Here is a 23,896-nt window from a genome sequence, read left to right as displayed (position 1 = left end):
GGGAGCAGGTTCTAGTGCGCTGGATCTGGGCCCGCTTCGACGACTTGGGCGTGCACGCGCTGCACGACACGCTCGCTCTGCGCTGCAAGGTCTTCATCCTGGAGCAGGGGCCCTACCAGGACCCCGATGGCGCCGACAAAAAGTCGCACCACCTGCTGGGCTATGACGAGGTCGGTGCGCTCCAGGCCAGCCTGCGCGTGGTGGACCCGGGCGTGAACTACCCCGAGCCTTCCATCGGGCGTGTGGTCACCGCCAAGGAGGCACGTGGCAACGGCACGGGCCGTGCGCTGATGGTGGAGGGCATAACCCGCTGCAGCCAGGCGTGGCCCGGCCGAAGCATCCGCATCAGCGCGCAGGCTCACCTGCAGCGGTTTTACGGCAGCCTGGGCTTTGTGGCCGTGTCCGACGAATACCTGGAAGACGACATTCCCCATATCGAGATGTTGTGGAGTCCCCCATGACCACTGCGACCGCCCCAACTGCCAGCCTGGCACGCACCCACGACGTGTTCAATCAGAGCACGCCCTGGGCCGATGTGAACCTGTTCACCACCAACCAGTCCCTGCAGGACGCGCTGCGCATGCACGCTCCCGACCTGCCGTTGGCGGGCCTCACGGCGCTGGGGGCAGAGATGGGGTCGGCGGAGATGTTGACCCACGCGCGCCTGGCCAACACCCACAAGCCGCAGCTGCACACGCACGACCGCTTTGGCCACCGCACCGATGTGGTCGAGTTTCACCCCAGCTACCACGCGCTGATCGGCGCGGCGCTGCGCCACGGCCTGCACGCCACGCCCTGGTCGCGCACCGGCGGTGCTGCGGCGTACGCACACACCGAGCGCGCCGCCGGCTTCATGCTGTTCACCGAGGCCGAGCCCTCGGTGCTGTGTCCCGTGTCGATGAGCTACGCCGTCACGCCGGCATTGCGCGGCAACGCCGCGGTGTGGGCCGACTGGAGCGCGGGCCTGGCCAGCACCCGGTACGACCCGCGCCTGGCCTTGTTCTCGCAAAAATCCGCGCTCACCATGGGCATGGGCATGACCGAGAAGCAGGGCGGGTCGGACGTGCGCGCCAACACCACCCAGGCCGTGCCCGATGGCGAGGATGCCTGGGGCCCGCGCTACCGGCTGACGGGCCACAAGTGGTTCTTCTCGGCCCCCATGTGCGATGCCTTCCTGGTGCTGGCGCAGGCGCCCGGCGGGCTGACCTGCTTCTTCCTGCCACGCGTGCTGCCGGACGACCACAACGGCACGCTCAACACGATTCGCATCCAGCGCCTGAAGGACAAGCTTGGCAACCATGCCAACGCGAGCTCCGAGGTCGAGTTCATCGACGCGACCGCCTGGCGTGTGGGCGAAGAGGGCCGCGGCGTGGCGCAGATCCTGGAGATGGGCACCATGACGCGGCTGGACTGCGCCCTGGGCACCAGCGGCCTCATGCGCCAGGCGCTGACCATCGCGCTGCACCACACGCGACAGCGCTCGGCCTTTGGCAAGAAGCTCATCGAGCAGCCCCTCATGCGCAACGTGCTGGCCGATCTTGCTCTGGAAAGTGAAGCGGCTACCGCTCTTTCCATAAGGCTTGCGAGCGCTTTCGATCACAAGGATAAGAGCGAGCACGAGGCCGTGATGGCCCGTTTGCTGACGCCCGTGGCCAAGTTCTGGGTGTGCAAGCGCGGCAGCGTGTTTGCGCAAGAAGCCATGGAATGCCTGGGCGGCAACGGCTATGTGGAAGAGGGCGGCGAAGGCACCATGGCCCGCATCTACCGCGAGATGCCGCTCAACTCCATCTGGGAAGGCGCCGGCAACATCATGGCGCTGGACCTGCTGCGCGCCGTGCGCCGCGCCGACACCGCCGCGGCCCTGGCCGACGAACTGGCCCCCGCGCGTGGCGCCCACCCGGAGCTCGACCGCCTGGCCAGCGCGCTGCCCCTGCGCGTGGACGCGATGACCACCGAGGCCGAGGCCCGCCGCCTGGCGCAGGACGTGGCCCTGGCCGTGCAGGCCGCGCTGCTGTACCGCAGTGCACCCGGCGCCGTGTTCAGTGCCTTCTGCGATTCGCGCCTGGGCGGCGACTGGGGCTACAGCTTCGGCACGCTGGGCGCGGGCGTGAACCTTGACGCCATCTTGGCCCGCGCGCTTCCGATCTGATTCACCCCACAGAATTTTGCGGAGAAATCCATGTCTCATCTCATCCTGCACCACTACCCCTCGTCGCCGTTTTCCGAAAAGATCCGCCTGGTGCTGGGCTTCAAGAAGCTGGCCTGGAAGTCCGTGATCATCCCCAGCATCGCGCCCAAGCCCGATGTGGTGGCGCTCACGGGCGGCTACCGCAAAACGCCGTTCCTGCAGGTGGGTGCCGACATCTACTGCGACTCTGCGTTGATCTGCGACGTGCTGGAGCACGAGCAGCCCGAGCCCGTGCTGTACCCGCCGCACCTGAAGGGCGTGGCACGGGTGTTCGCGCAGTGGGCCGACAGCAGCCTGTTCTGGGCGGCCATGGCCTACAACCTGCAGCCCAAGGGCGCGTCGGCCATGTTCGCCAACCTGCCGCCCAACGTGGCCCAGGCCTTCAGCGAAGACCGCCGTGAGATGAGTGCCGGCATGCAGCGCCTGCGCCCGGCAGACGCCACGGCCGCTTACCGCTCGTACCTGCGCCGCATCGCGCACATGGCCGAGGAGCATGACTTCCTGTTTGGCGCCGAGCCCTGCCTGGCCGACTTTTCCACCTACCACCCGCTGTGGTTCACGCGCCAGTGCGTGCCGGTGATGGCCGACATCTTCGCGGCCACCCCCGCCGTGCTCGAATGGATGGACCGCATCGCGGCCCTGGGCCACGGGCGCATGGAGAAGTTCACCGCGCAGGACGCCATTACCGTGGCCGCTGGCGCTGAGCCGCTGCCGCTGATGGATGACGTGTTCCAGGACGAGCACGGCATCCCCCTGGGCACGCAGGTCGCTATTGCCGCCGAAAGCTTTGGCACCGAGCCGACCGAGGGCGAACTGATCGCCGCCACCCGCACCCGCTACACCCTGCGCCGCACCGACCCGCGCGCAGGCACCGTGCAGGTGCATTTCCCCCGCATTGGATACACGTTGCGAAAGGTTGAGAAATAAATGATTGACGACTTCAAAGGCAAGACCGCCGTCCTGACCGGCGCCGGCTCGGGCTTCGGCCTCGAATGCGCGCGCATCGGCGCCCGCCTGGGCATGAACCTGGTGCTGGTGGACGTGCAGCAGGATGCACTCGATGCCGCTGCCGCCGAGATGCAGGCCGCGGGCGTGCAGGTGCTGGCGCGCAAGGTCGACGTGTCGAACGCCGCGCAGATGGAGCAACTGGCCGCCGATGTGCAGCAGCGCTTTGGCGCGCCGCACCTCGTTTTCAATAACGCCGGCGTGGGCGCGGGCGGCCTGGTGTGGGAGAACTCCATCAAGGACTGGGAATGGGTGCTGGGCGTGAACCTCTGGGGTGTGGTGCACGGTGTGCGCCTGTTCACACCGATGATGCTGGCCGCCGCCAAGAAGGACCCCGCCTGGCGCGGCCACATCGTCAACACTGCCAGCATGGCGGGCCTGGTGGACGCTCCCAACATGGGCATCTACAACGTCAGCAAGCACGCCGTGGTGAGCCTGTCGGAAACGCTGTACCAGGACCTGTCGCTGGTGACCGACCAGATCAAGGCCAGCGTGTTGTGTCCGTTCTTCGTGCCCACCGGCATCAGCCAGAGCCACCGCAACCGGCCCGAAGACATGCCGGCCGAGAGGCCCACCAAGAGCCAGCTCATCGGCCAGGCCATGAGCGACAAGGCGGTGGGCAGCGGCAAGGTGACGGCCGCTGAGGTGGCGCAGAAGGTGTTTGACGCGGCGGCCCAGGGCCAGTTCTACATCTACAGCCATCCCAAGGCCATCGCCTCGGTGCAGACGCGGATGGAAGACATCATGCTGGGCCGCAACCCCACTGATCCGTTTGCCAGCAAGCCTGAGGTCGGCGAGCAGTTGCGTGCCGCATTGAGGGCTGAATAAGCCCCTGGCGCTTGATATAGAAGCGTGAATAGCTATTAAAAATATAGCAAATGTCTGCTGAGCCACACACCCTCGAAACGGCGCAAGGTTTCACAAGCGGCTATGCGCTGTTTCCAACCGCCATTGGCCACTGCGGCATTGCGTGGCAGGGTGCACGGCTGGTGGGTGTGCAGCTGCCGGAAGATGCTGGCGAGGTGCCAACGCGTGCCCGCATGCAGCGCCGGTTTCCGCAGCTCGCTGAAAGCGGGATGCCACCCGAGGTGGCAGCCTGGGCAGCGCGTGTGGTGGCCTTGCTCGAAGGAGCGCACGACGACCTGTGTGATGTGCCCTTGGCGCTGGACACCGTGGCCCCCTTCAACGCCCGCGTGTATGAACTGGCCCGCCGCATCCCACCCGGAAAAACCATGACCTATGGCGAGATGGCTGCCGCGTTGGGCGAGCCGGGTGCCGCGCGTGCCGTGGGCCAGGCGTTGGGCCACAACCCGTTTGCGCCCGTGGTGCCGTGCCACCGCATCCTGGCGGTGAACGGCAAGACAGGCGGTTTTTCGGCCGGTGGCGGCGCCACCACCAAGATGCGCATGCTGGAGATCGAGGGCGCGTTTGCGCACGAGACCCTGGCGCTGTTTGCACCCAGAGGCTGAACGGATCAACCGCGCTTTTTGAGCAGGGGCGACCCCGCGCTGGCCATGGCCAGCTCGTGCGTGGTGTTCAGCAGGGCAGGGCCCAGGGCCTGCATGCGCTCGGGCGTCAGGCGTACCAGCGGGCCCGCAATGGTTACCACCCCGATCACCGGGCCGTTGCCTTGCCGGATGGGTGCGGCCATGGCCGCCATGGCCGGTGCAAACACCTCGACGATGGTGCTGAAGCCCTGCTGCCGCGCGGTGCGCAGGTAGGCCAGCAGGGCCTTCACGGTGGTGGGGGCGTTGGGGCCGTAGTCCTCGGGCTTGCCAAAGCCCTGGCGCGACACCAGAGCCAGGGCCTCTTCGTCGCTCATCGTGGACAGCCAGGCGTGGCCGGCCGAGCTGCACGACAGGTTGACCGACAGGCCCATGTCCGGGTCGTAGCGAAGGCCGCGCACGGCCCCTTGCGCCTTGGCCACAAAGGTCAGCGCATCACCGTCCACCACGGCCAGACGCACCAGCTCGCCAGATTCGGCGGCCAGCCGGTCCAGCAGGGGCTGGGCAATGTCCACCACGCCCGTGGCGCTCAGATAGCCCAGGCCTAGCGACACCAGCTTGATGGTGAGCATGTAGTTGCCCTGGCTCTGGTCCTGCCGCACGTAGCCGCAACGGATCAACTCGGCCAGCAGGCGGTGCGTGGCGCTCAGTGGCATGTCCAGTTCCGAGGCCAGTCTCGACAGGGCCTTGCCTTCCGGATGCGGAGCAAGGTGCTCCAGGACTTTGAAACTGCGTTCAAGGATGCTGCTCATGGCGGGGCTTTTTGTAATCGTGAACCGGTTTTTCCAGGATACCCAAGCGCTGGTTCTTCCGGCGCAATGTATCAAAAATTGTTAAAGGGTTTCTACTGTGGAAACGATTTCCACTTTATTCATACGATGCAGTCCCAGATGCACCCCGGGCCTGGGGTGCACAACCCTGGTCTCTTTTTGTTGGAGAAGTCCCTGTGAAAAAAACTGCTTGCCTCCTGGCGGCCGCTGGCCTGTCCTTCTTGATGGCGCTGCCCGCCGCCGCGCAGCAGGAGCGCGTGATCCGCTTCGGACACCTGAACAATGCCGACCATCCCGTGAGCTTTGGCGTCAAGCGTTTTAGCGAGCTGCTGGCGGCCAAGAGCGGCGGCAAGATGAAGGTGATGGAGTTCCCCGCCTCGCAGCTGGGCAACGAGATGCAGCAGCAGTCGGCGCTGCAGGGCGGTGTGCAGCAGATGTCGGCCCCGGCCACCACCTCGCTGGCCGGCATCGTCAAGGAATTCGGGTTGGTGGACTTCCCCTTCTCGGTGGCCAACTTTGCGCAGGCCGATGCGCTGCTCGACGGCCCGCTGGGCCAGGCGTTGATCGCCAGGTTGCCCGAGAAGGGCCTGGTGGCCCTGGGCTACTGGGACCTCGGTTTTCGCAACGTGACCAACAGCAGGCGCCCCATCACCAAGGCCGATGATTTTGATGGCCTCAAGCTGCGCGTGATTCCCAACCCGGTGTTCCTGGAGACCTTCAAGGCCTTCAAGGCCAACCCCGTGCCCATGCCGTTTGCCGAGCTGTATGGCGCGCTGGAAGCCAAGGCCGTGGACGGACAGGAGAACCCCTATGCGGTGATCCTGTCGAACAAGATGTTCGAGGTGCAGAAGTACGTGAGCGCCACCAACCACGTGTACGCCGCCAACATCGTGCTGGTGAGCAAGAAGTTCTGGGACCAGCTCACCCCCGCCGAGCAGAAGATGATGCACGACGCGGCCAGCGAGTCGCGTGGCTACCAGCGCCAGGTGAGCCGCGCTGCAGCACAGCGTTCGGTGGGTGACCTGCAGGCCAAAGGCATGGCCTACAACGAGATCACGCCCGCCGAGCTGGCGCGCATGCAGCAGATCGCCAAGCCCGTGATCGAGAAGTTCGCGGCCACCTATGACCCGGCGATCGTCAAGCTCTACAACGACGAACTCGCCCGCATCCGCAAGTAAGCCACCTCGTCCGAAACCTATGAAAATTCTCATCCTCCACGGCCCCAACCTCAACCTGTTCGGGCGCCGCGAACCCCATATCTATGGCACCACCACGCTGGCCCAGATCAACGAGCGTTTGCTCAAGCTCGCTGCGCAGCTGGGTGTGGAGCTCGACATCGTGCAGTCCAACCACGAAGGCGCGCTCATCGACTTCCTGCACGCCAACATCGATGTAGCGCAGGGCGCACTCGTGAATCCTGCGGGCCTCACGCAGCACGGCGTGCCGCTGCACGACGCTATCAAGGCCATGCCTTTCCCGGTGATCGAAGTGCACATGTCCAACATCGCCGCGCGCGAGGCCTGGCGCGCGCATTCCATCATCTCGCCCGCCGTCAAGGCCACGGTGCAGGGCTTCGGTCCCCACTCCTACCTGGCCGGGCTGCGGGCGTTGGTGGACAGCCTGCGCGAGGCCGCCCAGGTTGCCTGAGCGGTGTGGGATGTACGGTGATGTGCGTTCAACATCTCCTCTGAAAAGCCACAGGCCCCCGATGGACCGGCTCTGCCCTCTGCCGTGCTGCTAGTGAGCGGTGGTTGATTCGATATTTTTGGGTCAAATAGGCCGCTAGCGCTTTGGTGGATTGCGCGATATGCTATAAAAATAGTAGCATGTGAGGCGACGTCAACACAGCCCGCTTCGCCAAAAGCTGTGTGGGCAAGGCCAGGCATCAGGTGGTGAGGTGCCTGGGCAAAAAAAAGGCCCGCTGGGGTCTGTTCGACAGCGCACAGACGCGCAGTATCTGCCCCTTGTACAAGAGGATCGGAGCGTACCCGCCACGCGGTTGCGCCATTCACTTGTACCAGGAGCCGCCCATGTCCCATCCATCCACCCTTGCCTCAGCGTGGGACACGTCTTCCGTGGGGCAGCCGGCAGACATCTCGCTGCTGGAACTCTCCCACCTGGGTGAACATCTGGTGCATTGCGGCGCGTTGCGGGGGCCGCTGGACCAGTTTCTCGCTGGCGCTGCATGGCTGCAGGCCTTGGTTGCAGAACATGTGGTGACTGTTGCACTCCTGGTCACGTTGCTGGTGGGGGCCGTATCGCTGGTGCGATAGGGGGCGCGCGCATGGGCTTACGCACACCATGGCCCTGGGTTCCTTCCGCGATGGACCGCATGCTAGATGCCCGGGCAGGCCCGGTGCTGGAACCCCTGCGGGCCGAAGTGTTTGGCGCGGCCCGCTTCGAGGAGCATGGCCGGCACCTCGGTTCCTCCCACGACGCGGGCAAGGCACCCTTTGGCCGCACCACGTTTTACCCGCGTCTGCAGAGCAACATCCGCGCGTTGCGGGCTGCGCACCGCTACCTGTTCGACGCGCCCCACGACGAGCATGCCATCAGCCCCGCCGCTGAATGGCTGTTTGACAACTTCCATCTGATCGAAAGCCAGCTCAAGGAGATCCGGGCCGGGCTGCCGCCGCGTTACTACCGCTCGCTGCCGGTGCTCAAAGACGCCCCGTTGGTCGGCCTGCCGCGTGTGTACGGTGTGGCTTGGTCGTTTGTGGCCCACACCGACAGCGCGTTTGATGAATCGCTGCTCGTGCACTACCTGAACGCTTACCAGGAGACCCGCGAGCTGAGCCAGGGGGAGCTGTGGGCGTTGCCCACCACGCTGCGCGTGGTGTTCATCGAAAACCTGCGCCGCCTGGCCGAGCGCCTGGCCAGCCACAAGGCTGCGCAGGAGCTGGCCAGCCTGTGCGCCACCCACTGCGAGGAGCTGACTACCCAGACCCTGGACGCTGCATGCGCTGCCATGGAGCAGCGCGGTGTGGCCCCCGTGTTCCTGGCCCATCTGGCGCAATCCATGGCGGGGCGCAGAACGCCTGGAGGGCATACACCGGCGCAGCCCTTGTTGCCGGTGCAGCAGTGGTTGTTGACCGCTGTGCCTGACCTGGTGGCGCTGCAGGCCCAGCAGCAGATCAACCAGGCGGCGGACCAGCTGAGCATGGGCAATGCCGTCACGGCGCTGCGGCGGGTGGGCGCGGCCGACTGGTCCGACATCATCAGCCAGACCAGCCTGGTGCTGCGCGCCATGCTGCAGTCGCCCGTGTTTGCAGCCGAAGACGAGGCCACGCGCAACACCACCTTGCACGGCATTGAAAACCTGTCGGCCCGCAGCGGGCAGGGTGAGGCCGCCGTGGCACAGGCGCTGCTGGTGCTGATGTCGGGCGGCCACGGCGAGCCTCAGGATGAGCCTGAAGGCGCGCAGGCGTTGGCAGGCTATTGGCTGCAAGGCGCCGGGCGCAGCCAGCTGGAGCACACCCTCGGTACACGCCGCCATGCTACCGATGCGGTGGCCCTGTGGCGTTCTGCGGTGGGTCTGTCGCGTGTGCCGCTGTACCTGGGCGCCTTGCTGCTGGGCTCGCTCGGCCTGCTGGCCTGGCTGATGGCGCCCCTGTGGGGCATGCCACCAGGGCCCTCGGCCAGTGCAGCCCATCTTGCGGGCCTGGCGCTGGTGGCCGCCTTGTTGCTGCTGCCCGTGTCCGAGATCGTGGTGGCCGTGGTGAACCGGCTCATTGGCGAATCCGTCCGGCCCACGTACATGCCCCGCTACCTGCTGCCAGCGGGCATTCCGGCATCGGCACGTGTGCTGGTGGCGATCCCGGCCCTGCTCAGCAGCACCGGCACCATCGACCGGCTGGTGCACCGCCTGCACCTGCATTACCTGGCCAACCCCGAGCCCTGTGCGCAATTTGCGCTGCTGACCGACGGTGTGGATGCCGATGTGCAAGACCTGCCCGAAGACGGCCCGCTGCTGGCCCATGCCCAGAGCCAGATGCAGGCCCTGAACCAGCAGCACCCCGTCACTCCAGGCAGTGCCCCGCGTTTTGTGCTGCTGCACCGCGCGCGCACCTACAGCCCCACACAGCAGCAGTGGATTGGCTGGGAGCGAAAGCGCGGAAAGCTCGAACAGCTGGTGGCCGCACTCGCCACCGGGGGGCAGGGCGCCTTCCTGGACCTGGACGAACTCTCGCACCTGGCACCGCAGACCCGCTATGTGCTCACGCTGGACAGCGATACGCAGCTGCCCCCGGGCCGCCTGCGCAGCCTGGTGGGCGTGGCCGAGCACCCCGAGAACCAACCCCGGCTGGATGCCACAGGCCAGCGCGTGGTGCAGGGCTACGGCATCCTGCAGCCCCGGGTGCTCGCGCCACTGCCCACGTCTGCCACCACCTCGTTGTGGCAGTGGCTGTTTGCGGGCCAGCAGGGGCTGGACCCGTACAGCGCCATGACCTCCGACGTGTACCAGGATTTTTTTGCCGAAGGCAGTTTCACCGGCAAGGGTCTGCTGCATGTGGCCACCGTGCACGCCGTGCTGGGCGGGCGCCTGCCCGCCGACCAGGTGCTGAGCCACGACCTGCTTGAAGGCGCGCTGGCACGCTGCGCCGTGGTGAGCGATGTGACGCTGGTGGAGTCCGAGCCCGACCACAGCGACACCGCCGCCGCCCGCCTGCACCGCTGGACGCGGGGCGACTGGCAGCTGTGGCCCTTTCTGGCCCAAGCCCATCGCTGGGGCCTCTCACCCACCAACCGCTGGAAGCTGCTGGACAACTTGCGCCGTTCGCTCGTGGCACCCGTATCACTGGTGCTGGTGGTGTTGGCCCTGGCGGGGCTGGGCCTGCCTTTGGCCAGTACGCTCGCGCTGGTGGTGGCGGCCTATGTGGCTGCGCCGCTGATGGGTGCACTGGCGGGCTGGGTGCCCAGCCGTTTTGGGCTGGTCGGCATGCGTTTTGTGCACGAAGCCTCAGGCGACCTGCTGCGTGCCCTGGCCAGCGGCGTGTGGCACCTGGCCCTGCTGCCGCAGCAGGCTCTGTTGCTGGGCGATGCCGTGGTGCGCACCGTGCACCGGCAGGCCGTGAGCCGTTGGCACCTGCTTGAGTGGACCACGGCCGAGGCCGCACAGAACACCTTGACCACAAGCCTTCACGCCACGCTGCGCAGGCACAAGGCGGCGCCTTTGCTGGCGCTGGGCTGCGGCGTGGCGCTCTGGGCCGGGGGCTCCCTGGACCCCTCGGCGCCCTGGGCCTTGGTGGGGGCGCTGCTGGCGCTGTGGGCGCTGTCGCCGCTGCTGGTGTGGCTGGCGAACAGGGTCCCGTCTGGCCGTGGCAGCCCAACGCTGTCGGCACAAGACCAGGATCTGCTGCACGGCGTGGCGCGCGACACCTGGCGTTTGTTCGAGCGCTGTGTGGATGCACACAACCACTACCTGCCGCCCGACAACCTGCAGACCGCCCCGTATGAAATGGTGGCGCACCGCACCTCGCCCACCAACATCGGGCTGTACCTGCTGAGTGCCAGTTGTGCACGCCAGTTCGGCTGGATCGGCACGTTGGAGCTGCTCGACCGGCTCGAAGCCACACTGGCGACCCTGCAAGCGATGGAGCGGCACCGGGGCCACTTCCTGAACTGGTACGACACCGAAACCCTGCAGCCCCTGCACCCGCGTTATGTGTCCACGGTGGACAGCGGCAACCTCTGCGCCCATCTGGTGGCCGTGGCGCAGGCCTGCAGCGCGCTGGCGGCGCAGCCGCTGTCGCCGCAGGCGGGTGAGCAGGCCATTCGCGCATCGCTGGCGCGGCTGCAGCCCCGGCTGGGCATCCACCACCTGGGTATGCGCGGGTTGCAGCACCCCTCCGCGCTGAGCCGCCTGCTGGGCCTGCGCCCGCCCGACCCCGCTCACCTGCCTGAGGCCACGGCGTTTCGCGCGCTGCTGGCGCAGGCGCAGGACGAGCTGCGCAGCATGGCCCAGCCACGCCACCCGGCCATCGTGCACAGCCCGCCCACGGCGCAGGACGAACTGCTCTGGCTGCTGGCCGACCACCTGGCCACGCTGCAGTCGGTGGACCGTGACCAGCAGGCCGCGCACAGTGGCGGCGCGCCCGAGTCCACGCGGCGCCTGATGGCCTTGGCCGAGGCGCTGGATGCACTGGCCTGGCAGGCTGACTTCCGGTTTCTGTACCACCCGCGGCGGCACCTGCTGCACATCGGCTACCGGGTGGACGAGCAGCAGCTGGACAACTCGTTCTACGATCTGCTCGCGTCCGAATCGCGCACCACCAGCCTGCTGGCCGTGGCCAAGGGCGACCTGCCCGTGCGGCACTGGGCGGCCCTGGGACGGCCGTTTTTTGCCAACGGCCACCATGCGGTGCTGCGCTCGTGGTCGGGCTCGATGTTCGAGTACCTCATGCCCACACTGGTCATGGACGAGCCGTATCACAGCGCCCTGGGTGAGGCAGGGCGGTCGGCCCTGCGTGAGCACGTGGCGCTGGTGCAGGGCCTGGGCAAGGACATGCCCTGGGGCATTTCCGAATGTGCCTATTCCGGACGCGACCACACCCTGGCGTACCAATACGCCCCGCAGGGCGTGCCCCGCCTGGCCTTGCGCCGCGCGCCCGTGGGCGAGCTGGTGATTGCACCCTATGCCACGGCGCTGGCTACGCAGGTGGATGCCCGCGCGGCCTGCGCGAACTTCCGCACCCTGGCTGCACTGTCGGCGCGTGGGCGCTACGGCTTTTACGAGGCACTGGACTTCACGCCCGAACGCCAGACCCATGGCGAGCGGCTCACGCTGGTCAGCACCTACATGGCCCACCACCAGGGCATGACCATCGTGGCGCTGGCCAATGTGCTGCTGCGTGGAGTGGCCCAGCGCTGGGGCACGGCGCATGCACGCATCGAGGCCGTGCTGCCGCTGCTGCAGGAGCGCGCCCCGCGCGAGCTGCCCACCTTGCAAGCGACGCCGCCGCGCCTGCCGCCGCATGCGCGCCAGCAAAAGACGCCCGACCATGTGCGCTCTGTCACCCCGGGTGCCCACGCGCTGGAGCCGACACACCTGCTGGGCAACGGGCGCTACAGCGTCACCTTGCGTGCCAATGGGGCGGGCTGGAGCCGCTGGCACCAGACGGGCATCACCCGCTGGCGCGACGATGCGCTGCGGGATGCGCACGGCAGTTTTCTGTATGTGCGGCAGATGGGCTCCAGCGTGCCCGCGTCCGTCACCAGCCACCCCGCTCCCGATGCGCGAGCGGTGTACGGCAGCATCTTCCACACCGACCGCGTGTGTTTTGACGCACTGTGGCCGGGGCTGCGCGTGCACGCCACGGTGTGGGTGAGTCCCGAGGACGATATCGAGCTGCGCAAGGTGGTGGTGAGCAACCTGGGCGACGAGGTGGTCGAGCTGGAACTGATCTCGGCCCTGGACATCACCCTGGCCACCCATGCGGCCGACGAGGCGCACCCGGCGTTCTCCAACCTTTTCATTGCCGCCGACTGGCTGCCCGAACAGCAGGCGCTGCGGTTCATCAGAACGCCCCGCCTGCAGACCGAGACCACGCTGCAGGCCACCCACTTTGTGGCCGAGACGCAAGGCCATGTACTGGGCCTGCGCTGCCAGACCGACCGCCAGCTCTGGCTGGGGCGCAACCACACGCCCGGCCAGCCGTTGGCCCTGCTGAGCCGTGTGCCGGAGGCGCCCGCCGCGCTGGACACGGGGCTGGACCCCGTGGCCGCCCTGGGGGTGATGCTCCGCATTGCGCCAGGCGCGCAAGCCTGCGTCACATTTGCCACAGCGGCATCGCCAGACCCGGCCACGCTGCTGGCCATCATCGACAAGTACCGCCAGCCCACCTATGTGGAGCGCGCCTCGGCCATGTCGGCCACGCTGGCCAGCATCCAGTGGGCGTCGCACCGCCCGCACCGCGACTACCTGCCCGCACTGCAGGCATTGACCACGGCGCTGGTGTTCACGCTGCCCAAGATCCATGCCGTGCCTGCGGGCCTGTTGACAGAGCCCCAGGTGGTCCACCGCGTGTGCGACCGCCGCGTGTTGTGGCAACTGGGCCTGTCGGGCGACCGGCCTATCGTGCTGGTGATGGCCGGATCGCCCCAGGGCATGGGCCTGCTGCGCACGCTGGCCCAGGCGCTGCGCGAATGGGCGCATGGTGGTGTGGCCTGCGACCTGGTGGTGCTCAGCAGTGAATCCCATTCGTACCACATGCCCCTGCAGCGCGAGCTGACGCTGCTGCGCGAGCACCACGATGCCGATCTCGCCACACACACCGGTCCGGCCGTGACCAGCTTGCGTGTACTGCGGATCGATGAGCTGTCGGCACCGCAACTGGGCACGTTGGCGAGCCTGGCCCGCATCACCCTGCAGGCCGATGGCCATGCACTGATGCACCAGGTGAAGGCCTGGGTGGCGGCCCATGGCGCATCCATGGCCAGCCCCTGGCGCGGCGGTGCCACCGACGAAGTGCCCACGCACCAGGGCAGCACGCGGGTGCCCGCACCGGTGGGCGGCTTTGCACCGGTCACCGGCACCTTCGGGTTCGATGTGTCGGCTGTGTTGCGGCCAGCCAAACCCTGGGTCAATGTGCTGGCCAATGCCCAGCTGGGGGCCATGGTGTCTGAAAGTGGCGCAGGCAACACCTGGGCGCTTAACAGCCGCCTGAACCAGCTCACGGCTTGGTCGAACGACCCGGTGGGCGACCCGCCCGCCGAATGGCTGCTGCTGCAGGACCGCCGCACGCGCGAGGTGTGGAGCCTGACGCCCTCGGCCTGGGGCGCAGCCGATGTGGTGTACGGCGTGGAACATGCCCAGGGCACCACCACCATCCGCCACCGCCGAGGCTCGCTGGATGTAGCGGTGCGCTGGTGTGTGGACCCCATCACTGCCATCAAACAGGTGCATGTGCAGGTGCGCAACCTGGGCAATCGGCGCGAGCATCTGCGCCTGGTGGGCATGGTGGAATGGATGATGGGTGAAAAACGCGGCGACCGCGCCACGCTGGCCACCGCACCGTGTTTTGCACCGCTGCCCGACGGCCGCTTGCTGGGCTTGTTGTGCACGCAGACCGAGGCGGCCGCAGGCTTTGGGGGGGGCACGGCCTTTTTCTGCGAGGCCTCGGCCGGGCCGGGCACGGACGACCGTGCCAATGACAGCCTGGACTGGACCTGCGACCGCCGCGAGTTTTTCGATGCGCAGGGCGATCTGGTGGTGCCCTTGCAACTGGGGCAGCGCAGCGGGTTCGGGCTGGACCCTTGTGCAGCGCTGTCGCGCATGGTGACCTTGCGGGCCGGGGCGGCGTTCGAGCGCGTGTACCTGATGGGCTACGCGCCCACCGAGGCAGCGGCGCGCACGCTGGGCGCTGAGGCCATGGCCGTGGCGGCCCGTGTGCGGGAGAAAGCGACCCTCGATGGATGGAACCTGCTGCTGGGCGCAACGCAGGTGGCCACGCCCGATCCACTGTTCGATGTGCTGGTCAACCGCTGGCTGCTGTACCAGACGGTGTCCTCGCGCCTGTATGCCAAGGCGGGCTTTTACCAGGCGGGTGGTGCCACGGGCTACCGCGACCAGTTGCAGGACGCGATGGCGCTGGCCTGGGCGCAGCCGGGCACCTTGCGCGCGCAGATCGTGCTGTGCGCGTCGCGCCAGTTTGAGGCGGGCGATGTGCAGCATTGGTGGCACACGCCGGGCGGGGCAGGGGTGCGCACCCATTTCTCGGACGACCTGCTGTGGCTGCCCTTTGCTTGCGCGCATTATCTGGAGCGCACCGCCGACAAAAGTTTGCTGGAGGAGCAGGTGGCGTTCCTTGAAGGCTCCGCCATTCCTGAGGGCGCTGAGGACATCTACGAATCCCCCGGCGCCAGCACCACCACAGCCAGTGTGTATGAGCATGCCGCACGCACCATCGACCGCAGCCTGCGCACCGGCGCACACGGTCTGCCGCTGATGGGCGGTGGCGACTGGAACGACGGCATGAACCGCGTGGGCGACGGCGGGCGCGGCGAATCGGTGTGGCTGGCGTGGTTTTTGTGCGCCATCGTCACCGACTGGATTCCGCTGGCCCGCGATCAGGGCGATCTGGACCGCGTGCAGCGCTGGGACACCGCATTGATCGGCTGGCGGGCTGCATTGGAAAACCAGGCGTGGGACGGCGGCTGGTACCAGCGCGCCTTTTTTGACGACGGCACGGCACTGGGCAGCCACACGCGGGACGAGGGTCGCATTGACCTGATCGCCCAGGCCTGGGCGGTGCTTTCGGGCGCCGCAGCGCCTGAGCGGCAGCGCGGCGCGATGGACGCGGTCGAGGCGCATCTGGTCAACCCCGCAGCGGGGTTGATCCAGCTGCTGGCGCCCTCGCTGCGCCATGCCTCACCCAGCGCCGGCTACATCCAGGCCTACCCACCCGGCGTGCGCGAGAACGGCGGGCAGTATGCCCATGGCGGTGTGTGGGCCCTGATGGCCGCCGCAGAACTGGCCGTGCAGAGGCTTGATGAGCACCCCGGTGCGTTCGATGTGCCCTACCGCTACTTCACCTATCTGAGCCCGGCGCACCGGGCCCAGCACCCCGTGTGGGGGCCGGTGTATGCCGTGGAGCCCTATGTGATGGCGGCCGACATCTACAGCCAGCCGCCCTATGTGGGGCGGGGCGGCTGGAGCTGGTACACCGGCGCGGCGGGCTGGCTGCACCGGGCGGCGGTGGAGTCCATCGTGGGGCTGCAGATGCGGGCACAGGAGCTGTTTTTCACGCCTTGCCTGCCGTCGCACTGGCCGGGTGCCGAACTGACCCTGGTGCGCGGTGGGCGCACGCTGCGGTTCATTCTGGTGCGGATGGCCCCGGGGGCTGGGCCACCCAGCCTGCCCGTGAATGCCCCGGCTGGTGCGTGCTGGCTTCAGGTGGGTGAACGGTTGCGATGGGTCGATCTGTCTTCGGACCTGTGTTGTGTGATTCCCCTTCCGGTGCATGCGGACACGGTTTCTGGCGCTGTGCAGTACCCACGGATGGGCGCCATTTGGTAAATGTGTGTATGTGCGATACCGTACAGACCAGAAGGGTTCAGCCCCGCAAACTGGCTGCTTGCCCAGCGTGGCAGGCCCAACCGCGACGGCCGTGCGCCTCGCGTTACCAAAGGTGCCACCATCAAAAGATCCAATTCGCCCCTTCAGAATCAGCTGCTGGCCGCCTTGCCGGAGCTGGAGCTGCAGCGCTGGCTGCCGCAACTGGAGTCGGTGGAGCTGCCGTTGGGGCAGGTGTTGTATGAATCCGGTGCGGCCATGCCGTATGTGTATTTCCCTACCAACGCCATCGTGTCCCTGCTTTATGTGCTGGAGGACGGGGCCTCGGCCGAGATTGCGGTGGTCGGTTTTGAAGGACTGGTGGGCGTCTCCATCTTCATGGGTGGTGGCTCCACACCCAGCCGGGCGGTGGTGCAAAGCGCGGGTTCGGGTTACCGCATGCGCGCCGATGCCATGAAGCAGGAGTTTGCCCGCTCGGGGCCCGTCATGCACCTGCTGCTGCGCTACACGCAGGCACTCATCACCCAGATGGCGCAGACCGCCGTGTGCAACCGCCACCATTCGCTGGACCAGCAGCTGTGCCGCTGGCTGCTGCTGAGCCTGGACCGCCTGAAAAGCAACCAGCTGGTGATGACGCAGGAACTGATCGCCAACATGCTGGGCGTGCGGCGCGAGGGGGTGACCGAAGCGGCCCTCAAGCTGCAGCGGGCCGGGCTGATCAGCTACGCCCGGGGGCACATCAATGTGCTGGATCGCCCGGGCCTGGAGGGCCGCACCTGCGAGTGCTACGAAGTCGTCAAAAAGGAATACGACCGGTTGCTGCCCAAGGGTGTTGCCAGTTAGCACGCCTTCCCACTGATGGGAGGGCCGGGCGGGGCGTGCTGTGTGCGCTGGCAGACAGTCAGGGTGCCAAGGGGCGCCCACACTGGCCGAAGACCTGCGCGGGGAAAGCCTCCGCGCGGTTGTCATGATGCCGCTTCTTTGAGCGGCGCTGGCCGACCCGTGAGACACCTGGATGCACCGCCCCGAAAACGCCCTTCTTCACCGGCTGCCCCCGGCTGCGCGCCAGCAACTGCTGGACCATTGCGAGCCGTTCGAACTCGTGCTTTCCGCAGAATTGAGCGTGCGGGGCAAGCCGCTCGAATATGCCCACTTCCCCATTGAAGGTTTTTTGTCCCTGGTGATCGATGTGGACAGCCACCCCCCGCTGGAAGTCGGCATGGTGGGGGCCGAGGCCATGCTCGGGTCAGAGCTGATCTTGGGATTGGCCGCCACACCCTGGCGTGCCTTGGTGCAGGGGGCTGGGTCCAGCTGGCGCATTGGCGCCCACGAACTCCGGGCACAGATCACAGAGATTCCGGCACTGGAAACCCTGCTCCAGGCCTGTCTGCTGGCGCGCCTGCACCAGCAGACGCTGGCGGCGGCGTGCCAGCGCTATCACCTGATTGCGCCGCGCCTGGCGCGCTGGCTGCTGATGAGCCAGGACCGGTCGCAGTCAGAGCACTTTCATGTCACCCAGGAATTCATGGCGCTGATGCTCGGCGTGCGAAGGGTGGGGGTGACCGAGGCGGCGAGCCACTTTCAGGACGATGGGCTTATTACCTACCACCGGGGCGAACTCACCGTGCTCGACCGCCCGGCGCTGGAGGCCGAGGCCTGCAGTTGCTATGCCGCCGACAAGCAGATCTACCAGCGGTTGATGAAGGCCCAGCGCTGAGGCACGCTGCGCCCGTTGGCAGGTCCCGGCGCCCCTGTGATGGGGCCAGGTGGGGCTTACTGCTTGATCAACAGTTCGTCCTGAATGCTGCGAACGCCTAACACGCTGTGGGCCAGGCTCACCCAGCGGCTCTGCTTGGGGGTATTGTCTGCGGACTGATCGGTTTCCAGCGCCAGGGGATCGCTCAATGGCACCACGGCGGGGGGCGGGACCGAAGGCGGCTCCTCAGGATGGGTGGCTTCAGGGTGGGGGGCATGGCCCAGAAGGCGCTGGGTGCGCAGGGCTGTCGGGCTGGGGGTGTAGTTCTTGCCGATGGCCAGAGCGGGGGGTATGCCCGTGGAAAACATGAAGCTGTCCACCGAGCTCACGCCGGGCACGGTTTGCGCCACAAACACCGCCAGATCAATCTGTGTGGGGTCTGCCGCCATGCCGCTGAGCAGCACCACGCCCCGGTGCGATTCGACACCGATGTGAAAGCTGTTCACCACCGGCGAGAGGATGAGTGCGGCCCGAACCCGGGAGGTCAGCACACTGTCCTCCAGGTACGCGGTAGGTGAGGGGCTGGCAGGTGCCCAGTCGGTGACCATGTCGATGCGCTTGCAGCCCTGCAGCGACATGACAGCAAGCGCCCCCAGAAGGGCGCCAGAAAATTGGCGGGGTGTGGGATGGCGCATGAAACAGTCCTTTGGAAAGGCGGCCACCATGGTGGTGGCTGTTGTTTGCACTGTCCCATGGTGCGCAGCGGCCGTCTGTTCGTAACCGTACCCACGGGGGTGTATTACTTTGTGCGAAAAGCGCTCACTGGATCAGCTCGCTTCACCATAAAACGCGAATCCACGCCGGTCTCGCTTGGCCGCGTACATCGCCGCGTCGGCGCATGCCAGCAGGTCTTCGGCCGCCGTGCCGTGCTGCGGGCAGATGGCAACGCCAATGCTTGGGCACACCCGCAATTGCAGGCTGGCGACTTTCATGGGGCGGGACACAGCGTCCAGCAACTTGCTGCACAGCTGGCGCAACGGTCCCGTGTCGGCAATACCTTGCAGCAGGCAGGCAAATTCGTCACCACCCAGGCGCACCACGAGGTCGCCATGGCGTACCGCCGCACTCAGGCGGGCGGCCGCTATGCGCAGCACCTCGTCACCTACGCCATGCCCATGGGTGTCGTTGACGGCCTTGAAGTGGTCGAGGTCGATGTAGATCACCGTGGGCCCTGGGTGGCCGGGGCGGCGCTGCGCCAGGGCATGGCCCAGCTGCTGCAGCAGGTGCCGGCGGTTGGGCAGCGCCGTCAGTTCGTCATGCAGTGCCTGGTGGCGCGCCCGCCGTTCACCGCTGCGCACGCAGGCCAGGTCGGCCTCGGCTTGAATGAGCGCTAGGTGGGTGCCTTGGTAGGTGCGCTCCAGCTCCTGCCGCTGCGCAGTCTCTCGTTCGAGTGCCTGGTGCATCTCCTCCAGGGCAGCAACACACTCGCGCAGATTGAAGTCCGGCCCTGGTTTGGCGGTGGGTGTGGGCGCCAGTCCATTCGGGATGGTATCGCCAGAGGGATTGAGAAGGCGCGCGCGCAGCGTCCCCAGCACCTGGGTCCAGTGTTGAATCTGTATTGCGCTGGGCCACGATGTGGTGAGCGTCTTGCCGAACAGGAATTGTCGTTGGTGGATACCCATGCGCCGCTCCTTTTTGGAGACGCTGCCTTGGCCTGAGAAAGATCTGGGCAGCGCGGAACTGGGACCAAACCACCGCCATCAGAACAACGTCCTTACTCGTGACACAGTCTGACGGCTTGAAAGGGCGTTCACTGTCTGCCAGCGCACATAGGCTGAACGCGGGGTCGGGGTGGTGGGTGAAAGTGTCTTGCGCGGTACGGGCTGGATCGGCGTGGCCGAGTTCGGTTGGCAGGCTGGATGTTGCGCGCAGCCACCACAGCCTTTACAGAAGGGCGTTGAGTGCTACATTCATCAGAGCGCCCGGCCGCAGTTTGCGCTGCGGGTTGCGCGCACCACCCCACCGCTGCTCCAGAGGAACCCGCCCATGTCACCGGAACGCCAGCGACTGATCCGCCTGTTGTTCGATGAGTACATCGAGATGTATGCCGCGCGGGATGCACGTCTGGTCACGCGCTTTAGCGATAACTTCAGCGGCTTTGCGGGCAGCAGCGACCAGCTGATCAAGAGCCGCAGCGAGTGGGTCGAGGTCACGCTGCAGGACTTTGCCCAGGTGCCAGGCCGCATCGGCATTGACGTGGTGGACCTTTTCCCCCAGGAGCTGAGTGATGACGTGGTGGCCGTCACCGCGTTCTTTCATATCCAGCTGCCCATCCCCGACGCATTGTTTGCACGCGAGACCGCGCGGCTGGTGCTGGTGTTTCGCCACGAGGGCGATGACTGGAAGATTGCGCACAGCAGCATCTCCATCCCGTTTGGTGTGGCCCGTGCGGGCGAGGTGTACCCGGTGGACCGGCTGCAGGAGCACAACCGCGAGTTGCAGGCGCTGGTTGACGAGCGCACCCAGGCCCTGGCCCAGGCCAACCAACAGCTGCAATGGATCAGCAACACCGACGGGCTCACCGGCATCGCCAACCGGCGCCACTTTGACCAGGCCCTGGCGCACGAATGGGCGCGTGCCCAGCGCGCCCAGGCCCCCCTGTCGCTGATCATGCTGGACGTGGACGTGTTCAAGCATTTCAACGACCACTACGGCCATCTGGCGGGCGATGCCTGCCTGCAGGCGCTGGCCCTGACCCTGGCGCAAACCGGCGGGCGCCGCGAGGGGGACCTGGCAGCACGCTTTGGCGGCGAGGAATTCGTGGTGCTGTTGCCCGCGTCGGATGCCCAGGCCGCCATGGACGTGGCCCACCAGATCCAGCACGCCATCCAGGCGCTGGCCCTGCCGCATGAGGGCGCACCCTCTGGCATCGTGACCGTGAGTTTTGGCGTGGCCACCGTGGTGCCCCAGCGCGACCAGGCCCCCGAAGAACTGGTGCGCCGCGCCGACCGCGCCATGTACCGCGCAAAGCAGGGCGGGCGCAATCGCATCGAGCAGGCTCCAGACTGAGGGGTTGGGCTTTGGTGCGACCACTGCCCGCAGTGGCATGGCCGCACTCTTATGCCGTCCATGCAGGGTTTACCCGAAATGCATGCACCGAAATGGTGACAATGGGCGGCTATGCATTTCTCCCGCTTCTACAAAATGGCCCTCATCCTGGGCCTGCTCTCGGCCATTGGGCCGTTTGCCATCGATATGTACCTGCCCGCGCTGCCAGACATTGGCGCCAGCCTGGGGGCGTCGGTGGGTGCCGTGCAGTGGAGCCTGACGGCTTTTTTCCTGGCGCTGGGGGCGGGCCAGCTGTTCTATGGCCCCGTCTCCGACATGGTGGGGCGCAAGCCACCGCTGTACTTGGGCCTGGGCCTTTTCACGCTGACCAGCGTGGGCTGCGCGCTGGCGACGGACATCGAAACCCTGGTGGCCCTGCGTTTCCTGCAGGGCCTGGGCGCGGCGGCGGGCATGGCCATACCGCGTGCCGTGGTGCGTGACCTGCACACGGGCACCGATGCAGCGCGGCTGATGTCGTTGCTGATCCTGGTGTTCAGCGTGTCGCCCATCCTGGCGCCGCTGGCGGGCAGTGGGGTGATTGCGCTCACGGGCTGGCGTGGTGTGTTTTGGGTGGTGGCCGTGGCCGCCGTGGCGGGGCTGGCGCTGGTGTACGGCGGCCTGCACGAGACACGCCCTGCGTCCGACCGCGTGGAAAGCAGCCTGGGCGGCGCCCTGCGCGCCTATGCGCTGCTGCTGCGCGACTGGCACTACCTGGGCCTGGTGTTCATTGGTGGCTGTGCCATGGCCGGGTTTTTTGTGTACCTGGCGAGCTCGCCTTTTGTGCTCATCAACCACTACGGCCTGTCGCCCACGCAGTACAGCGTGGCGTTCGGGGTCAACGCGGCGGCGTTCATCGGCGCCTCCCAGTTCACCGCCACGCTCGGCGAGCGTTTTGGCATGGCGCGGGTGGTGAAGGTGGCGGCCACGGCGTCGGGCGCGGTGATGGCGTCCTTGCTGCTGTATTACCTGGCCGGGGGTGATGACCTGGCCGTGCTGATCGGCTTGTACTTTGTGGCCAGCGCGCTCATGGGGCTGGTGATCCCCACCACCTCGGTGCTGGCGCTGGAGAAACACGGCGCCATCGCCGGCACGGCGTCGGCCCTTCTGGGCACACTGCAGATGCTGACCGGCGCCCTGGCCATGGGCGTGGTGGGCCTGTTTGCCACCGGCAAGCCCTTGCCCATGGTGATCGGCATGGCCACCGGCGCACTGGTGGGCGTGGCGCTGGCGTGGATCACGCTGGGTGGCAAGCGCGGCGCGCTGGTACATGCCTAGCTGTGCAGCAACTCTTGTAAAAACATGGAAAAAATACTGCTAGCGCTTAATGGGTAAGCGCTAACAGCTATGAATATAGGAGTAATTGGCCGCGATGAGACGGCCACTGTGCGGACTCTTTCTGTGCTACGCGCTCGCCGTTCAGATAGATGTACTGAACCAGCCTGCGGGAGCCAGGGGAGTAATCGGCCAGCAGGTTGCCGTGGGCGCCGTGGAACTCATGCGTTGTGATGCCTCCCTGAATGACCTGGGTGCGCTTCTGGTCACCGTCGTAGACGTATTGCACCCGAGTGGCGGCGGTTGAGCAGTTGATGCACTTGAGATTGGGAACGCTGTCGTACTCGAAAGTCCGAGGGCCGCGCACGATGATGTTTCCCATGGCGTCGTAGGATTGATTGGCTTTCCTGGTCGATAAAAACCGGCCAGTGCCCACCATGGTTTTTTGCGACACCTCTGTAGCTCGAGTTCAAAGCCATTAGATCCAGCCCCGAGTCACAGACGTCATCTGCATCCGAACCTTCGCATGCCAGCCAGTATTGTGGATGGCCTGTTATCTCCGCAATCGGTGGCTAATGACTGGCTGATATGGACACAAGTCCAAAAGGCTACAGCTGACTTGGCCTCTGAGAAAACGTTATTGGCACAAATTTTCAGCAGCGCTTTTGAGATTCGCAATGAACTCTGAAAGAAGAATGCGTTGTCCCAACTTCCCATCATTCTTTGGGAATGCAATGCATACTGAATCGCGCCCTTGCTCGCGATCCAACAGCAGCAAGAACTGTCCCTCATAGCTCACCTCAGCAATAAGATGCTCATATCCAGGTTCACTCAAAACTACCGTCTGCCATTTGACATCTCTCATATGCTGCCTCTTATGGTTCAAGGAACCCTGTGAATTTCCCATCCGGCCCAAACCGAGCGCCACGCCCACCAGGGCTTTCGCGAACGTCAACGCCTCCATGACGGTTTGGTCCGTCAACGCGCTCCGGGGAATTCACAATGCCGTCCAACGTTCGTTGACCTTGAGTATTTTTATCCTCTGGAGTGCCTTTCACCGGATCGAAGGCGCTACCTACTCGATCCCCGTGCTTTTGTTGCGCTCGTCCAGCCTTGGTTAGTCCTCCCCTGTCAGGTTCGCTTCCCGACGCAGGATCCGGCGGGATCGACGCGGCACCTCCCCCCTCATTAAAAACCAACCCAGAAGCCCGATCCAGCAATTCACTCGTGCGCTGCTGAAGCAAAGCCCCAGCCTGTTCCATCCGCGCTCGCTGCTCCGGTGTCAGGTGGTTCGCCGCTCCAACAAGTACTGCTGCAGTCACCAAGACTTTCAGAGCC

Annotated in this window: 18 protein-coding genes; 13 read left to right on the top strand and 5 right to left on the bottom strand. The window is 66.3% G+C overall.

All coding sequences use genetic code 11. From position 1 onward, the window contains the following. The first annotated feature begins 14 nt into the window (after positions 1 to 14). Genes ASE39_RS07010 through ASE39_RS06990 form a run of 5 tightly spaced genes read left to right on the top strand, consistent with a single transcriptional unit; the run spans position 15 to position 4,662 of the window. Positions 15 to 461, top strand: a complete 447-nt coding sequence (locus tag ASE39_RS07010) for a GNAT family N-acetyltransferase (RefSeq protein ID WP_010465597.1) — start codon at positions 15 to 17, stop codon at positions 459 to 461. Next, on the top strand, positions 458 to 2,149 hold the full coding sequence (locus ASE39_RS07005; protein ID WP_057270659.1) for an isovaleryl-CoA dehydrogenase: 1,692 nt from the start codon (positions 458 to 460) through the stop codon (positions 2,147 to 2,149). Before ASE39_RS07010 ends, ASE39_RS07005 begins: the two co-directional genes overlap by 4 nt. A gap of 30 nt (positions 2,150 to 2,179) precedes the next feature. Next, positions 2,180 to 3,115, top strand: coding sequence for a glutathione S-transferase family protein (locus ASE39_RS07000; protein WP_057224773.1), 936 nt, complete (start codon positions 2,180 to 2,182; stop codon positions 3,113 to 3,115). Next, positions 3,116 to 4,021, top strand: coding sequence for an SDR family oxidoreductase (locus ASE39_RS06995; protein ID WP_010465594.1), 906 nt, complete (start codon positions 3,116 to 3,118; stop codon positions 4,019 to 4,021). It begins immediately after the preceding gene. A gap of 50 nt (positions 4,022 to 4,071) precedes the next feature. Beyond that, complete coding sequence (locus ASE39_RS06990; RefSeq protein ID WP_057270658.1) at positions 4,072 to 4,662, top strand: methylated-DNA--[protein]-cysteine S-methyltransferase; 591 nt, start codon at positions 4,072 to 4,074, stop codon at positions 4,660 to 4,662. 5 nt (positions 4,663 to 4,667) lie between these two features. On the opposite strand, the gene ASE39_RS06985 is transcribed toward ASE39_RS06990, so the two are convergent. Beyond that, on the bottom strand, positions 4,668 to 5,450 hold the full coding sequence (locus tag ASE39_RS06985; RefSeq protein WP_057270657.1) for an IclR family transcriptional regulator: 783 nt from the start codon (positions 5,448 to 5,450) through the stop codon (positions 4,668 to 4,670). 242 nt (positions 5,451 to 5,692) lie between these two features. On the opposite strand from ASE39_RS06985, the gene ASE39_RS06980 reads away from it, so the two are divergent. The 6 genes from ASE39_RS06980 to ASE39_RS06955 all read left to right on the top strand — a co-directional run bounded on the left by ASE39_RS06980 (position 5,693) and on the right by ASE39_RS06955 (position 18,199). Continuing rightward, positions 5,693 to 6,646: a TRAP transporter substrate-binding protein gene (locus ASE39_RS06980; RefSeq protein ID WP_050812563.1), complete on the top strand. Its 954-nt coding sequence runs from the start codon at positions 5,693 to 5,695 to the stop codon at positions 6,644 to 6,646. 19 nt (positions 6,647 to 6,665) lie between these two features. Next, complete coding sequence (locus ASE39_RS06975) at positions 6,666 to 7,115, top strand: type II 3-dehydroquinate dehydratase (protein WP_057270656.1); 450 nt, start codon at positions 6,666 to 6,668, stop codon at positions 7,113 to 7,115. Between the two features lie 383 nt (positions 7,116 to 7,498). After that, positions 7,499 to 7,741: a hypothetical protein gene (locus ASE39_RS06970; protein WP_010465589.1), complete on the top strand. Its 243-nt coding sequence runs from the start codon at positions 7,499 to 7,501 to the stop codon at positions 7,739 to 7,741. A gap of 59 nt (positions 7,742 to 7,800) precedes the next feature. Next, positions 7,801 to 16,485, top strand: a complete 8,685-nt coding sequence (locus ASE39_RS06965) for a glucoamylase family protein (protein ID WP_057270707.1) — start codon at positions 7,801 to 7,803, stop codon at positions 16,483 to 16,485. Positions 16,486 to 16,650: 165 nt separating this feature from the next. Further along, the gene (locus tag ASE39_RS06960) at positions 16,651 to 17,325 is read left to right on the top strand and encodes a Crp/Fnr family transcriptional regulator (RefSeq protein ID WP_010465587.1); all 675 of its coding nucleotides are present in this window, start codon (positions 16,651 to 16,653) and stop codon (positions 17,323 to 17,325) included. A gap of 172 nt (positions 17,326 to 17,497) precedes the next feature. Then, complete coding sequence (locus ASE39_RS06955) at positions 17,498 to 18,199, top strand: Crp/Fnr family transcriptional regulator (protein ID WP_057224766.1); 702 nt, start codon at positions 17,498 to 17,500, stop codon at positions 18,197 to 18,199. A 56-nt stretch (positions 18,200 to 18,255) separates the two neighbouring features. Here the strand turns inward: ASE39_RS06955 and ASE39_RS06950 are convergent, their stop codons facing one another. After that, entirely contained in the window at positions 18,256 to 18,873 is a 618-nt protein-coding gene (locus tag ASE39_RS06950; RefSeq protein ID WP_241776935.1) for a BON domain-containing protein, read from the bottom strand. 132 nt (positions 18,874 to 19,005) lie between these two features. Continuing rightward, positions 19,006 to 19,860 (bottom strand): GGDEF domain-containing protein, encoded by an 855-nt coding sequence (locus tag ASE39_RS06945; protein ID WP_057224763.1) that lies wholly within the window; start codon positions 19,858 to 19,860, stop codon positions 19,006 to 19,008. A 364-nt stretch (positions 19,861 to 20,224) separates the two neighbouring features. On the opposite strand from ASE39_RS06945, the gene ASE39_RS06940 reads away from it, so the two are divergent. Continuing rightward, positions 20,225 to 21,247: a diguanylate cyclase gene (locus ASE39_RS06940; RefSeq protein ID WP_057224762.1), complete on the top strand. Its 1,023-nt coding sequence runs from the start codon at positions 20,225 to 20,227 to the stop codon at positions 21,245 to 21,247. A gap of 111 nt (positions 21,248 to 21,358) precedes the next feature. Then, complete coding sequence (locus ASE39_RS06935) at positions 21,359 to 22,561, top strand: multidrug effflux MFS transporter (protein ID WP_057270655.1); 1,203 nt, start codon at positions 21,359 to 21,361, stop codon at positions 22,559 to 22,561. A gap of 67 nt (positions 22,562 to 22,628) precedes the next feature. Here ASE39_RS06935 and ASE39_RS06930 read toward each other — a convergent pair whose 3' ends face one another. Next, a complete protein-coding gene (locus tag ASE39_RS06930) occupies positions 22,629 to 23,012 on the bottom strand; it encodes a sugar-binding protein (RefSeq protein WP_242421375.1) in 384 nt (127 codons plus the stop codon). A gap of 183 nt (positions 23,013 to 23,195) precedes the next feature. Then, positions 23,196 to 23,522, bottom strand: coding sequence for a hypothetical protein (locus tag ASE39_RS06925; protein ID WP_198928066.1), 327 nt, complete (start codon positions 23,520 to 23,522; stop codon positions 23,196 to 23,198). Between the last annotated feature and the right edge of the window lie 374 nt (positions 23,523 to 23,896).

Origin of the sequence: Acidovorax sp. Root267 (assembly GCF_001429215.1) — a bacterium.
Lineage (GTDB): Bacteria > Pseudomonadota > Gammaproteobacteria > Burkholderiales > Burkholderiaceae_C > Acidovorax > Acidovorax radicis.
The sequence above is the reverse complement of the archived record's forward strand: the minus strand, read 5'-3'. Positions and strand labels throughout refer to the sequence as shown.

What these genes read in the sequence shown, in the direction of transcription:
- ASE39_RS06925 (WP_198928066.1), bottom strand. Translation starts at nt 23,522, where the DNA reads ATGGAGGCGTTGACGTTCGCGAAAGCCCTGGTGGGCGTGGCGCTCGGT.
- ASE39_RS06945 (WP_057224763.1), bottom strand. Translation starts at nt 19,860, where the DNA reads ATGGGTATCCACCAACGACAATTCCTGTTCGGCAAGACGCTCACCACA.
- ASE39_RS06935 (WP_057270655.1), top strand. Translation starts at nt 21,359, where the DNA reads ATGCATTTCTCCCGCTTCTACAAAATGGCCCTCATCCTGGGCCTGCTC.
- ASE39_RS06975 (WP_057270656.1), top strand. Translation starts at nt 6,666, where the DNA reads ATGAAAATTCTCATCCTCCACGGCCCCAACCTCAACCTGTTCGGGCGC.
- ASE39_RS06990 (WP_057270658.1), top strand. Translation starts at nt 4,072, where the DNA reads ATGTCTGCTGAGCCACACACCCTCGAAACGGCGCAAGGTTTCACAAGC.
- ASE39_RS06995 (WP_010465594.1), top strand. Translation starts at nt 3,116, where the DNA reads ATGATTGACGACTTCAAAGGCAAGACCGCCGTCCTGACCGGCGCCGGC.
- ASE39_RS06985 (WP_057270657.1), bottom strand. Translation starts at nt 5,450, where the DNA reads ATGAGCAGCATCCTTGAACGCAGTTTCAAAGTCCTGGAGCACCTTGCT.
- ASE39_RS06970 (WP_010465589.1), top strand. Translation starts at nt 7,499, where the DNA reads ATGTCCCATCCATCCACCCTTGCCTCAGCGTGGGACACGTCTTCCGTG.
- ASE39_RS06955 (WP_057224766.1), top strand. Translation starts at nt 17,498, where the DNA reads ATGCACCGCCCCGAAAACGCCCTTCTTCACCGGCTGCCCCCGGCTGCG.
- ASE39_RS06940 (WP_057224762.1), top strand. Translation starts at nt 20,225, where the DNA reads ATGTCACCGGAACGCCAGCGACTGATCCGCCTGTTGTTCGATGAGTAC.
- ASE39_RS07000 (WP_057224773.1), top strand. Translation starts at nt 2,180, where the DNA reads ATGTCTCATCTCATCCTGCACCACTACCCCTCGTCGCCGTTTTCCGAA.
- ASE39_RS06980 (WP_050812563.1), top strand. Translation starts at nt 5,693, where the DNA reads ATGGCGCTGCCCGCCGCCGCGCAGCAGGAGCGCGTGATCCGCTTCGGA.
- ASE39_RS06965 (WP_057270707.1), top strand. Translation starts at nt 7,801, where the DNA reads ATGCTAGATGCCCGGGCAGGCCCGGTGCTGGAACCCCTGCGGGCCGAA.
- ASE39_RS06950 (WP_241776935.1), bottom strand. Translation starts at nt 18,873, where the DNA reads ATGCGCCATCCCACACCCCGCCAATTTTCTGGCGCCCTTCTGGGGGCG.
- ASE39_RS07005 (WP_057270659.1), top strand. Translation starts at nt 458, where the DNA reads ATGACCACTGCGACCGCCCCAACTGCCAGCCTGGCACGCACCCACGAC.